Source organism: Niallia oryzisoli, from assembly GCF_043641075.1.
GTDB lineage: Bacteria > Bacillota > Bacilli > Bacillales > Cytobacillaceae > Bacillus_BD > Bacillus_BD oryzisoli_A.
The window spans coordinates 19,828-32,125 of sequence record NZ_JBHZRC010000012.1; the positions used below are offsets into that span (position 1 = coordinate 19,828).

At 39.7% G+C, this 12,298-nt stretch carries 11 protein-coding genes and 1 pseudogene; 8 read left to right on the forward strand and 4 right to left on the reverse strand.

Going from position 1 to position 12,298, the window contains the following annotated elements; translation table 11 throughout:
• Nucleotides 1-197 precede the first annotated feature (197 nt).
• Both ACHUFV_RS22780 and ACHUFV_RS22785 read left to right on the forward strand, forming a co-directional pair.
• Nucleotides 198-1,037, forward strand: coding sequence for a DODA-type extradiol aromatic ring-opening family dioxygenase (locus ACHUFV_RS22780; RefSeq protein ID WP_394238180.1), 840 nt, complete (start codon nucleotides 198-200; stop codon nucleotides 1,035-1,037).
• A 188-nt stretch (nucleotides 1,038-1,225) separates the two neighbouring features.
• The gene (locus tag ACHUFV_RS22785) at nucleotides 1,226-2,689 is read left to right on the forward strand and encodes an aldehyde dehydrogenase (RefSeq protein ID WP_394238182.1); all 1,464 of its coding nucleotides are present in this window, start codon (nucleotides 1,226-1,228) and stop codon (nucleotides 2,687-2,689) included.
• A 451-nt stretch (nucleotides 2,690-3,140) separates the two neighbouring features.
• Here the strand turns inward: ACHUFV_RS22785 and ACHUFV_RS22790 are convergent, their stop codons facing one another.
• A complete protein-coding gene (locus ACHUFV_RS22790; protein WP_394238184.1) occupies nucleotides 3,141-3,578 on the reverse strand; it encodes an Rrf2 family transcriptional regulator in 438 nt (145 codons plus the stop codon).
• A gap of 202 nt (nucleotides 3,579-3,780) precedes the next feature.
• Here ACHUFV_RS22790 and ACHUFV_RS22795 point away from each other — a divergent pair, with 202 nt between their 5' ends.
• Nucleotides 3,781-4,653, forward strand: coding sequence for an SDR family oxidoreductase (locus tag ACHUFV_RS22795; protein ID WP_394238186.1), 873 nt, complete (start codon nucleotides 3,781-3,783; stop codon nucleotides 4,651-4,653).
• Nucleotides 4,654-4,834: 181 nt separating this feature from the next.
• Here ACHUFV_RS22795 and ACHUFV_RS22800 read toward each other — a convergent pair whose 3' ends face one another.
• A complete protein-coding gene (locus ACHUFV_RS22800; RefSeq protein WP_394238188.1) occupies nucleotides 4,835-5,494 on the reverse strand; it encodes a carboxymuconolactone decarboxylase family protein in 660 nt (219 codons plus the stop codon).
• Between the two features lie 336 nt (nucleotides 5,495-5,830).
• Between ACHUFV_RS22800 and ACHUFV_RS22805 the strand changes: the two genes are divergently transcribed.
• Nucleotides 5,831-7,519, forward strand: a complete 1,689-nt coding sequence (locus ACHUFV_RS22805; RefSeq protein WP_394238190.1) for a methyl-accepting chemotaxis protein — start codon at nucleotides 5,831-5,833, stop codon at nucleotides 7,517-7,519.
• A gap of 344 nt (nucleotides 7,520-7,863) precedes the next feature.
• Here ACHUFV_RS22805 and ACHUFV_RS22810 read toward each other — a convergent pair.
• Together ACHUFV_RS22810 and rpmG are read right to left on the reverse strand one after the other, a co-directional pair.
• Nucleotides 7,864-7,983: pseudogene (locus ACHUFV_RS22810) on the reverse strand (GTP-binding protein); the annotation flags it as partial.
• A 115-nt stretch (nucleotides 7,984-8,098) separates the two neighbouring features.
• The gene (rpmG, locus tag ACHUFV_RS22815; protein WP_168243666.1) at nucleotides 8,099-8,248 is read right to left on the reverse strand and encodes a 50S ribosomal protein L33; all 150 of its coding nucleotides are present in this window, start codon (nucleotides 8,246-8,248) and stop codon (nucleotides 8,099-8,101) included.
• A 235-nt stretch (nucleotides 8,249-8,483) separates the two neighbouring features.
• On the opposite strand from rpmG, the gene ACHUFV_RS22820 reads away from it, so the two are divergent.
• The 4 genes from ACHUFV_RS22820 to ACHUFV_RS22835 all read left to right on the forward strand — a co-directional run bounded on the left by ACHUFV_RS22820 (nucleotide 8,484) and on the right by ACHUFV_RS22835 (nucleotide 12,227).
• Entirely contained in the window at nucleotides 8,484-9,566 is a 1,083-nt protein-coding gene (locus ACHUFV_RS22820) for a metal ABC transporter solute-binding protein, Zn/Mn family (protein WP_394238192.1), read from the forward strand.
• 179 nt (nucleotides 9,567-9,745) lie between these two features.
• Nucleotides 9,746-10,741 (forward strand): permease, encoded by a 996-nt coding sequence (locus tag ACHUFV_RS22825; RefSeq protein WP_394238194.1) that lies wholly within the window; start codon nucleotides 9,746-9,748, stop codon nucleotides 10,739-10,741.
• Between the two features lie 12 nt (nucleotides 10,742-10,753).
• Entirely contained in the window at nucleotides 10,754-11,731 is a 978-nt protein-coding gene (locus ACHUFV_RS22830) for a TIGR03943 family putative permease subunit (protein WP_394238196.1), read from the forward strand.
• 241 nt (nucleotides 11,732-11,972) lie between these two features.
• Nucleotides 11,973-12,227, forward strand: coding sequence for a hypothetical protein (locus tag ACHUFV_RS22835; protein WP_394238198.1), 255 nt, complete (start codon nucleotides 11,973-11,975; stop codon nucleotides 12,225-12,227).
• Nucleotides 12,228-12,298 lie beyond the last annotated feature (71 nt).

Here is a 12,298-nt window from a genome sequence, read left to right on the forward strand (position 1 = left end):
AGTAGAGTCATCTTCTGACAAAGGGACAGGGAAAAATCCCAAGTCTGTCAGAAGTAAAGCCATCTTCTGACAAAGGGATAGGGAAAACTCCAAAGTCTGTCGGAAGTGGAGTCTTCTAACAATGGTGTCAGGCACCATATCACAGCCCGGCACCCCTGTTTAATGTTTTAATCTATTTACCAAAGGAGATATTTTTCATGACGATTGAATTAAGTATGCTTGTACCTCATGTTCCAAGCATTTGCCATGAGGATCAAGTACCTGAATTTCAGCAAGAGATGGTCGATGGTTTAAAGGCGGTTGCAAAGGAAATTTCCGAAATAAAGCCAGATGTGATCGTGTTAGTATCTTGTCACTGGCCGTCCACTTTTGCCCACTATGTCGACTGCTATCCTGTACATAAAGGCCTTCTTACGGCAATAGAAGCTCCCGATCTCATTAAAGATGTTCCCTATCATTACCAAGGTGACGAAGGATTAGCTAACCAATTAGTCCAAGCCGGAAAAGATGCCTCTTTGGCCGTTGAAGGGGTCCATGATGAGTTCTTTGTGTGGGATTACGGCACAGTTGTTCCTTTACGCTATTTGGTTCCAAATGAAGATATTCCGGTCGTTAACCTATCTGTTACGCTAGCTGCCAATCTTCAGGAAACCTATGAATGGGGTCAGGCGATTGCAAAGGTTTTACTAGAAACAGACAAGAAGGTCATATTCGTTTCAAGTGGTGCGCTTGCACATAACTTAGTGCGCGGCAGACACAATATGCCAACCGTTTCGGAGCATGCGATGGATAAGCAGTTTGTTGATTTTGTGATGAATAAGCAATATCGTGAGGCCTATAACATGCTGCCGCAATTTTCAAGTCTGGCAAAGGTTGAGTCAGGCGGCCGGCACTTAGCTATGCTGTTAGGAATCATTGATGAGGATTGGAATCCAGTGTACTATGCTGCCGGGCAGTCATCAGGCAGCTGGAATCCTCTCATAACTTTTACAAAAACAAAGGCTTCTTTTGTAAAAGAATATTCAGCGAGTTTTTAGAAGTACTAAAAGTTTTGTAGAGAGGAAACGTATTCTTTAGTTAACCGTGCAGCTTCGATTAGTATTTTAAACAACACATTCAGCTTAAGGCAGTATCTCGGAATAAATTATTGTAATATTCGGAAAAAAGTATTATTTATACGCGCAAATAATTTTATAAAAATAAAAAACTATTAGGAGGATGTAAAATGAGTACACAAGCAGAAGTAGTAAAATCAGTTGATAGTTTACACTTTATTAATGGGGAATATGTTCAATCACTTTCAGGGAAGGTAAAAGCCAATATTAACCCTGCAACAGAAGAAGTGATCAGCCAAATTTTGCAAGGTGGACAAGAGGAAGTGGACGCAGCCGTTGCAGCTGCTAAAAGAGCGTTAAAAGGACCTTGGAAAAAGTTCACCTTGGATCAAAGAATTGCTGTTATTCGTAAAATCGGAGACCTTATTTTAGAAAGAAAAGACGAGCTTGCGCGCCTTGAATCATTGGATACAGGAAAACCAATTTGGTTGTCAACAGCCGTTGATATTTCAAGATCTGCCTACAACTTCCACTTCTTCGCAGACTATTTGCGTTCTGTAGGAACAGAAGCCTATGAAACAGATGATACAGCGATCAACTATTCCGTTCGTCGTCCAGTGGGGGTTGTGGGAATCATCAGTCCTTGGAATCTACCATTATTACTGATGACTTGGAAACTAGCACCAGCTCTTGCAGCCGGTAATACAGTTGTGATCAAGCCAGCAAGTCTAACGCCAACAACAGCAACAGTGATTGGAGAAATTTGTAAAGAAGCTGGAGTTCCAGACGGAGTAGTGAATATTGTAAACGGTTCTGGCGGTGTGGTAGGTACAGCACTTACTGAGCACAAAGATGTTGATGCGATTACGTTTACAGGAGAAACGTTAACTGGACAAACGATCATGAAATCAGCAGCAAACACATTGAAAAAGCTTTCCTATGAGCTTGGCGGCAAGAACCCCAATATCATCTTTGCTGATTCTGATTTAGACGAAGTGATCGAAACAACGTTAAAATCGAGCTTTATTAATCAAGGGGAAGTTTGCCTTTGCGGCTCCAGAATCTATGTAGAACGTTCTGCTTATGATCAATTTATTGGGAAGTTTGTGGCAAAAACAAAGGAATTAATCGTTGGAGATCCATTTGATCCACAAACAAAAGTTGGCGCATTGATCAGTAAAGACCACTATGAGCGCGTTCTAAGCTATGTTGAGTTAGCAAAAGAAGAAGGCGGAGAAGTTCTAACTGGCGGTAAACGTCCTGAGGGATTAGAAAAAGGCTACTATTTAGAACCTACTATTATTACAGGTCTTGATCGCAATTGTCGAGTTGTAAAAGAAGAAATCTTTGGCCCGGTTGTAACAGTCATTCCTTTTGACACAGAAGAAGACGTGCTGGATCAAGTAAACGATACAGATTATGGTTTAAGTGCATCCATTTGGACCAATGACCTACGTCGTGCCCATCGCGTAGCAAGAGAAGTTGAAGCCGGAATTATTTGGGTAAACACATGGTTCCTACGCGACCTTCGCACACCATTCGGCGGCATGAAGCAAAGCGGCATCGGCCGAGAAGGCGGAATCCACAGCTTCGAATTCTACTCAGAATTATCTAATGTTTGTATTAAACTATAATTGAGCAGCGGGTTCATTGACCCACTCATAAAATATGTGCAGAATAACTGAAGTAAGCCCTATCCGATAATCAAAAGGATAGGGTTTCTCTATTAGAACAACAATAAGCGTCAGGGGAATTGCCGATAATGAAACAAGGGGCCTTTCTCCGTGTACCAAGACGAGACGAGAGGTCTCTCCCTGTGGTACGCCTAATAATAAGATTCCCATTCTGACAAGGGAAAGAAACAAAGATCAAGAATCAGTCAAAAGAAGGGTCGTTTCCAGACAAAGAGAAGGCCAGAAACCAAGAATCAGTCAGAATGTACCCCGCCTTCAAATGAAAAAGCCTTAGTGACAGATCCCACAGATATAAATTAGTACTGCGTGGCACAGGGTCTAGCTAGCAGAGCGTCCGAATGGAGAAGAGGAACCCGTCCCCGTGGTCAATCCTTTACCCATGTTCCTTTTTTTAACAGTTCATATTCTCTTTACTAGCAATATCCTTTACAACATCCTCTAGGGTTAAACTTCCTAATACTTTCTCCATTGCTAGCTGGGCAGCTTCAAATAATGGTTCAATTGTATTTTGAATGTTCCTTCCTACGGGACATTTTGGATTTGGGTTGTCATGTACACTAAACAATTCCTTTTCCTGTACAACATTCACAGCCTTATAAACGTCAAACAGTGTAATTTGTGATAAGTCCTTTGCAAGCTTAGCTCCAGCAATACCGGGATGCACCTCTATTAAGCCTGCTTTTTTGAGCATTCCCATAAGTTTTCTAATCACGGCAGGATTCGTATTAACACTTGAAGCCAAGAATTCAGAAGAACTTGTACCTTCCTTGTTAAAATCAATCAAAGTTAATATATGAATTCCCACAGCAAATCGGCTGCTGATGGACATCTTCAGTCACCATCCCTATTACTTTCCGCTTTTTAATTCTTTTATTTTATCTTGTAATTAATTTGATTACAAGTATATGCTGTCCATTACAAACGCAAAATATTAAAGGTTTTTTACCTGTTGACAAAACGATTACATGTAACTAAAATGAATACAAGTAATCGAGGTTGTTACAATAAAATCATAATGGGAGGATTATTATATGAAATTATTAGTTACAGGAGCAACTGGAAAATTAGGTTCAAAGGTTGTGGAATCATTATTGAAAACTGTATCTGCAAGCCAATTAGCAGTAAGTGTTCGTCATCCAGAAAAAGCAGAGGGACTACGTTCTCTTGGTGTAGAAGTTCGCCGTGGCAATTTTGACGAACCAGAAACATTGGATGTTGCTTTTGCAGGGATTGATCGTTTATTAATCATTTCTGCAGACGGAGACAATGAGACAAGGATTGTTCAGCATACGAATGCAGTCGCAGCAGCCGAACGGGCAGGAGTTAAATTTATTGCTTATACAAGTCTTGCAAATGCTACAGAAAGTAAGAATTTAATGGCTCCTCCACATGTGGCGACAGAAGCGGCCATCGTTAAAACGGGTATTCCATACTCTTTCTTGCGTAACAATTGGTATTTAGAAAATGAAATTGGAAGTATTCAAGGTGCGTTGGCAGGTGCTCCATGGGTAACGTCTGCTGAAGATGGAAAAGTAGGCTGGGCTCTGCAGCAGGATTATGCAGAAGCAGCAGCAAAGGTTCTTGTAGGAGAAGGTCACGAAAATACAGTATATGAGCTTTCTGGTCCACTTTTAACACAAGAAGAATTAGTCAATGCTCTTGGTGTTGTAATAGGTAAAAAAATACCTGTACAACAAGTTAATGATGAGACATATGCTGAGATCATGAAAGGTTTAGGTGTACCTGATTTTGTCCTTCCGATTGTAGTGGGAATTCAAGAAAGCATTCGAAACGGTTCATTAGAAGTGGATAGTCCTGATTTTGAAAAAGTCCTTGGTCGCCCAGTGACGCCTATCAGCGAAGCACTTACACAAATTGTTCAAAGTATCTCAGAAACAAAATAACCTTAACTCAACAAAAACCGGCCTTCTTATAAAGCAGAAGCCGGTTTTTCGAGCCACGGGGACGGGTACCGTGGCCCTGAAGTAAGCAAATTCACAAAGAACAGGAACACAAGGTCCTTTCTATTGTAACAGCTATTTATTCTTAAAAAATGGATCAAGGGGCCCGTCCCCGTGGTCTTACTTACTCTTCCTCTCGGAAACTCTGAATCATATTAGCCATATGAACATAAGCTCCGCCAGCTCGCACCACGGAAGTGACCATGACCGCCTCAGCGAGCTCTTCATTCGTTGCGCCGAGTTGTTCAGCTTTTTTCGTATGCACATCAATGCAGTATGGACATTGTGAAGCGTTGGCAACAGCCACGGCGATAATCTCCTTGAATTTTGCACTAAGATTTCCCACCTTTGTAGCGGCAGCACTAAATGCCTGATACCCTTTAAAACCCTCTGGTGCAAATGAACCCAACTGACCTACGAATTGCAGGTTGGAACGGGCATACAATACATCTGGTGCATCCTTCTGCTTTGCATTATGCACATGTGTACTGTGCGTGATGGCCCCGCCAGCCTCGACCGCGACGGCGACAAATACAGACTCAGCCAATTCCTCCAATGTGGCCCCCGCTTTTTTCGCTGCCTTCGTATGAAAGTCAATGCAATAAGGGCATTCTGTTACATGCGTAATCGCAACCGCAATGAGTTCCTTTTCCCTTTTAGACAAGACGCCTTCTGAAAAAACTGCTGCACTAAAATCTCGATATGACTGCATTTGTTCCGGTACAAGACCTTTTAATTGAGACAAATTTCGAATGTACTCTTTAGCATATAAATCACTCGTCATATGTAGAAGCTCCTTTTTCAATGCTTATTTTTTTAATCAATCATTCGAAAAACACAAAGTAAGATTTCCTCATTTAGTTTTCCATCATTGCCAATTCTTTATCCCAACGTATGAAAAAGAGCCACAGGTCCCGCGGCCCCAAATAAAGAGCCACAGTCCCGCGGCTCACAAATAAAAAGAAAGCACAGAAAGCCGCAGAGATTAACGGAATCTGCGAAATGAGCCAAGGAACCCGTCCCCGTGGTTTTTTTCATAGTATTGAAAATTCCCAAATGGTAAAATAGTCTTATTGGTTTCATATATTCGTAGTGTATAAAGTCCTCGAGGAGGGAATTTATGAAGATTAAAACAAAACTTATCGTATTAGTTTCGTTATTGGTGGTTGGGATACTTATTTCAGGCTTTTTAGCAAGTATTCAATCGAGGGTTACAGAGAAGGCCTATCTTGAAATTGAGGAACATCAAGGCCTTCAATTAACGTTAAAATCAATCGAATATCGTTTTACGGGAATTTCTAATGATGAAAGAGCGTTTCTTCTTACTGGTGATGATGAACTGGTGGCTGGAACGGAGGATAAAATCAAGGAGATTGAGCAATATTTTATCGAAGCAAAGAAGGTTCAGCTGGATAATACAGATAGAGAGACACTAGAGGAGATCAATCAAAACCTACAAATTTATTTTGATTCCCACAGGAAAATGGTGGATGCTTATCACAATGGGGATAAAGAACAAGCATTAACCGTCCATATGGAAGAACAAAGAAGTATTCGAAAAGAGTTAGTGGATCCGAGTGTGGAAGCATTCATTACTAAAGTCAATCAATCCATTGACGAAAATACAACTAAATTAGAAGAAACGCAGACAATTAGCGCGGTCATCCTATACGCTGCGACTTTTATATCCATTATCGGTGGAATGTTCATTTCTTCCTTGATCATTCGCTCAATTAATAGACCAATTAAAATAATGAACGCACGCCTGAAGGAAATTGCAGAGGGTGAGGGTGATCTTACACAGGAAATCACCATTAAGACACGTGATGAACTAGGGGAAATGGCGTCCTCTTTTAACCAAATGGTTGGAAAGCTGCGAGAGTTAATTAGACAGGTAGCGGTGAATGCGGAGCAGGTTGCAGCGGCATCGGAGCAGTTGGCTGCAAGCTCAGAAGAAACGACAAAGGCAACAGAGCACATTGCAACAACGGTCCAAGAGGTTGCTGTTGGAACGGACAGACAGGTTCAGAGCTTGAATGACACGGATAAAACAATCCAGGATTTATCTTCTCTAGTAACTCAAATCGCTGAAAGCTCAGAAATCGTATCAAATACATCAATCCAAGCATCAGAAAAGGCCGTTGATGGTAATCATTCTGTAACCAAGATTATTCATCAGATGGATGATATTAGCGATACTGTGAATCATCTTTCTGAAAAAGTAAAAACGCTGGGCGAACGCTCGAACCAAATTAATGAGATTATCAGAGTGATAACAGGAATCGCAGATCAAACAAACCTGTTAGCCTTAAATGCAGCGATTGAGGCAGCAAGAGCAGGCGAGCACGGACGCGGATTTGCCGTTGTGGCAGACGAAGTGCGAAAGCTGGCTGAGCAATCCTCCGAGTCGGCTAAGCAGATTTCTTCTCTGATTTCTGTGATTAAAACAGATACAGACGAAACCGTCGAATCCATGGATGCGACGACTAGTAAAGTTACAGATGGAATTCAATTGATCCGGGATGCCGGAAGTTCATTTAGGCAAATTGAACAAGCCGTTCAAGGAGTTTCTTCCCAAATTCAAGAAGTAACAGCAGCGGTACAACAGCTTTCAGCGGGAACGGACCAGATGGTAACAAGCATGGAGGCTGTTGCCAGGGTATCAGAAGTCATCGCAGACGGCACCCAAACCATGTCAGCCTCCACCGAAGAACAAGTAGCCGCAATGGAAGAAATAACAGCCTCCTCCTCATCCCTAACAACAATGGCTGAAGAACTACAAGATTTAATTAAAAGGTTCAAAATCTAGGATAACGGGGCTCTCATGAAGCAGGGGGACGGTTCTGTTGCTTCCTAAAGGTGAAGATGGTAGATTCGCTCTACCTCAATGATCCTTTAGCTGATCAATCGTTCATTTAGTTCCAAGGCAGGGCTTTGAGACTTCATGGACTCAAATGGAAGAAGCCTTAGTAACAGGTAACACGTCCTGAATATATGTAAAAGTCACAGGGACAAAAGTGTCCCTGTGGTCATACTATTTAAGACCCATGGCGAAACCGTTGTAGGAAATAATGATATAAAACAACCTGATTTTCAAAATTCCTATCCTGCTGCAGTAATGGTCCATGCAAAAGGATCAATCATTTGATTCCAATTTTGTGTCATCTCTTTTCTCAATCTTTCACGGTTTTGAAGAATATGATTTAATAATGTGGTTTTACCTGCCCTTAAATAACCACTCAAAACAGTTACAGGAATTCTAGTGTCCTTCATGCTCATTCTTCCTTCCATTCTATTTTATAAATCAAAATCATTACGATTTATAGGATAAACTTATACCAACCTACTATCACTAAAGGATCAACACATTACTAACCTTACTAGCTTCTTACTTTGTTTCTCTGTGAATCGTGTAGCGCTTCAATCGAGGAGAATATTTCCTTAGTTCGAGTCTTTCAGGATTATTTCGTTTATTCTTTGTAGTGATATAATTTCTGTCACCAGTTTCAGTACATTGTAAGGTAATTTTTACACGCAACTGGCAGTAACCTCCTTATATTTTCGGGATTTAAATCAGAACCATTAAGATTTGAACCTTATCTGAATTTTATTTTTTTGTCAAGCGGAGGTAGATAATTTTTTAAGTTTTACAAAAAAATAAATCGAAATGATTCCTAAATTCATTTACAAACACATAGATTTATTTTAGAATGTAAAACGAAATGATTTCGTTTTATTATGTGGTATTTAAAATTTAGTAAGGGGGATTACGTATGAAAATACCTGCACTTATTACATCATCTGTCTTAAGTTTAAGCCTGCTATTAACAGGTTGCAGCTCTAAAGAGGCTGGAAAAACCAATGAAAATGAAGAGAAAGATAAGCTGACCGTCTTTACCACTATTTATCCGCTTGAGGATTTTACAGCAAAAATTGGTGGAAGTTATGTCGAAGTAAAAAGTATTTATCCACCAAACGTGGATGCCCATACCTTTGAGCCTTCTACTTCAGACATGGTTACACTCGCCAATTCTGATCTATTTATCTATACAGGGGTTGGAATAGAAGGGTTTGCAGAAAAAGTAACAGAATCCTTGAAACAGGAGAATGTGGAAGTCCTTAAAGCAGCACAAGGTATCAAACTGATAGATTCGGTTCTTTCTGGAGAACGCTCCCACGAAAGTGAAGAAAGTCATGCTGATGAGGAAAACCACGAAGAAGAAAGCACCCATTCGGAGGAACAATCCCATGAAGAAAATATCCATTCAGATGAACAATCCCTCGAAGGTGAAACGACAGAGCCCAGTCATGAAGAAGAACATGCTCATGGAGATGTCGATCCTCATGTATGGTTAGATCCCGTACTTTCTATTGACCTGGCAAAGAACATTAAAAATTCTTTGAGCGAGTTAATGCCGGAACATGCATCAGAGTTTGAATCAAATTTTAATGAATTAAAAAGTGAACTCAAGAAATTGGATCAAGAGTTTACTAAAACAATCGAGGGCTCGAAAACCAAGTATCTATTAGTGTCCCACGCAGCCTATGGCTATTGGGAAAAACGATATGGAATTAAAGAAGTTCCAATTGCAGGCTTATCCCCAACAGAGGAGCCTTCCCAAAAAGAACTCCAGAAAATCATCACAGAGTCAACCGAACACGGCATTCGTTACGTCATTTTTGAACAAAATGTATCTCCTAAAATAGCAAAAATCATTCAGCAGGAAATAGGGGCAGATTCTCTTACTCTTCATAATCTGGAGGCTCTAACAGAGGAAGATATCAAACAAAAAGAAGATTATTTCAGTATCATGAGAAAAAACTTAGCAACAATCAAGACTGCGTTGAACGATTAATAATATGCATATAAACGCTCTCATCTATGACTTTCTACATCCCTGCCAATTTTATGATGGCGGGGATTTCCTATTTAATTAACTTTTTAAAATTTCTCGAAGAATGAATCATACTCTATTAATTAGGAAATATATTAAAGGTAGAAACGAATGGCTCAAATGATAGTTGGGAGGTTAACATGAATCGCATTCTTCGTAATTATATAATGGAGATTTCAGGTTTTTTCATGATTGGACTGGCTCTATTACTCTTTTCCTACAGCGAGCTAAAACTTCCACTGACTCTACCATCGTCATTATTAAATCTAAACACCATATTTCTTAGTATTTTAATAGAAGCACTGCCCTTTGTTTTAATAGGGGTTCTTATTGCAGGCTGTATTCAAATCTTTGTTACCGAGGATCATATTCAAAGATGGATTCCTGAAAACAAGGTAATGGCTGTCATTATGAGTTGTATCATTGGCGCACTATTTCCTGCTTGTGAATGTGGAATCGTTCCAATCGTTCGCAGGCTCATTGGAAAAGGTGTTCCAATCCATGCTGCAATTGGCTTTATGTTGACAGGCCCCCTTATCAACCCTGTCGTAATTGCCTCTACATACATGGCATTTGGAAACAATGTGAAAATCGCTGGATTGCGAATGGGCTTAGGTTTTATTACAGCTCTTTTGGTGGCTTTTGCCATAAGCAGGCTATTTAAAGGAAACCAGCTGAAAGCACCAATAAGGTCAGGGTCCTCCCTTACAAATAAGAAACAGCATTCCTTTATGAACCGATTTTGGTCCATGCTGACACATTCGATTGATGAGTTTTTTGATATGGGAAAATATCTGATCATTGGTGCATTTATCGCAGCTGCTGTACAAACTTATATGCCGGCAAGGGCTTTATTAGAAACTGGCAGTGGTCCGGGATCCTCACTACTTGTGATGATGGGGCTGGCTTACATTTTATCCCTTTGCTCTGAGGCAGATGCCTTTATAGGTGCTTCTTTTAGCAGTATATTTCCACTCTCCTCCATCCTTGGATTCTTAATCTTCGGACCTATGATGGACTTGAAGAATACGATTATGATGCTAAGCGTATTTCGATGGAGGTTTGTGATGGTCGTGTTGTTATTAATCATTTCAATCGTCTTTTTTACATTAATGCTGGTACAAACCTTTATATAAGGAGGACAAGGCATGAAACTGCAATTTCAGCAGGCGTTAAAAGCGTTTATTTTACTGGCTTTTTCAACCATGCTTTTCAAGCTGCATTATACCGGTGACATCTCCAAGTTTATTAATCCAAAATATGAGAATTTAAGCCAAATAGCTTCCATCACTTTTTTGATTTTGTTTTTCATCCAAATCACTAGAGTATGGACTGCTCGGGAAAACCACCTTCATCATGGTCATAATGAGGATCATTTCCATCATGGTCATCACGATGACCATTCCTGTCATCACAATCATGGAGATTCTCCTTCTCATACAAAAAAATTCATTTCATATGCAATCCTCATACTCCCGTTGGCAACCGGGTTCTTTCTTTCTCCCAAGGTACTCGATGCCTCTATAGCCGATAAAAAAGGTGCCATGCTCATTCTATCTAACCAAAATCAAGCATTACAAGATGATAAAGATCAGTTAATCGGTGAATCGTCTATACAAAAGAAAAAAGGTATAGACAGTCCGGAAGAAATCCCTGGTATTGAACACTCTGTAGATCCTAGTAATTGGGAAGATCAAATGGAAATGTCGGGGGAAGAATATAATGAACAAATGAGCCAGTTAGAACAAAATGACACGATTGAGATGAACGATTACGTCTATGCCGCTTATACCGATGAAATAGTTAAGGATGTTGCTAAATATAGAGGGAAGAACATTAAATTAAAGGGATTCGTATACAAAGAAAAGGGATTATCCCAAAACCAGCTTGTCATTTCCAGGTTTTTAATCACCCATTGTATAGCGGATGCCAGCATAATCGGATTTGTTTCTGAATTTTCCGAGGCCCCATCCCTTGATAAGGATACATGGATTGAAGCAGAAGGTGTGTTGGATGTCACAAGCTATAACGGGGTTGAACTTCCCCTTATTAAAATTACAGATTGGAAGGAGATTAATGAACCAGAAAAACCATATGTTTATCCAATCACTGTAAAAATGATGTAATAAATGTTTTTTAGCAGATGCAAAGGATTGGGAGACTTACATTACATGTTAAAGGATGGTATTAGACAAAAACGCTTGGTTCAAGCGTTTTTGTAATGATTGTGTAAGTCTGCATTAGGATAATAGTTCAGTTTTATTATTAACATAAGCTATCCATTAAACGTCATAAATGATAAAATAGAACAAATGTTCCGTTTGAAATCTAAAATGATGAAGTTGAATAATGTGGAGGCGGTCAAAAATGGACGTTGTTTTAAAAAGAGAAATAAGTCAGCTGCTAAATCAATATGAAAAAAATAATGAAATTGAAAAGATTAAAAAGGCTATGCTGGCAGGTGATTTAAATGGAGCCAAAGTTCTCTATCATTATTCTGATAACGTAACCAGTAAAGAATTCGAAGAAATCAAGAGCAGCTTAAATCTAATGGCAGGAACAAAATTGAAACATATCATCTCCAGTTGCGAAGAATTGATTAAACCATCGAATAATCCATAGAAATAACTGGAATATAGAGTCGTTTAGGTGCCTATCAATAAAATGACGTATGAATTTGCATACGTCATTTC

Excerpts from the sequence above, each read along its gene's own strand:
- ACHUFV_RS22780 (WP_394238180.1), top strand. The coding sequence starts at position 198 with ATGACGATTGAATTAAGTATGCTTGTACCTCATGTTCCAAGCATTTGC.
- ACHUFV_RS22785 (WP_394238182.1), top strand. The coding sequence starts at position 1,226 with ATGAGTACACAAGCAGAAGTAGTAAAATCAGTTGATAGTTTACACTTT.
- ACHUFV_RS22790 (WP_394238184.1), bottom strand. The coding sequence starts at position 3,578 with ATGTCCATCAGCAGCCGATTTGCTGTGGGAATTCATATATTAACTTTG.
- ACHUFV_RS22795 (WP_394238186.1), top strand. The coding sequence starts at position 3,781 with ATGAAATTATTAGTTACAGGAGCAACTGGAAAATTAGGTTCAAAGGTT.
- ACHUFV_RS22800 (WP_394238188.1), bottom strand. The coding sequence starts at position 5,494 with ATGACGAGTGATTTATATGCTAAAGAGTACATTCGAAATTTGTCTCAA.
- ACHUFV_RS22805 (WP_394238190.1), top strand. The coding sequence starts at position 5,831 with ATGAAGATTAAAACAAAACTTATCGTATTAGTTTCGTTATTGGTGGTT.
- ACHUFV_RS22820 (WP_394238192.1), top strand. The coding sequence starts at position 8,484 with ATGAAAATACCTGCACTTATTACATCATCTGTCTTAAGTTTAAGCCTG.
- ACHUFV_RS22825 (WP_394238194.1), top strand. The coding sequence starts at position 9,746 with ATGAATCGCATTCTTCGTAATTATATAATGGAGATTTCAGGTTTTTTC.
- ACHUFV_RS22830 (WP_394238196.1), top strand. The coding sequence starts at position 10,754 with ATGAAACTGCAATTTCAGCAGGCGTTAAAAGCGTTTATTTTACTGGCT.
- ACHUFV_RS22835 (WP_394238198.1), top strand. The coding sequence starts at position 11,973 with ATGGACGTTGTTTTAAAAAGAGAAATAAGTCAGCTGCTAAATCAATAT.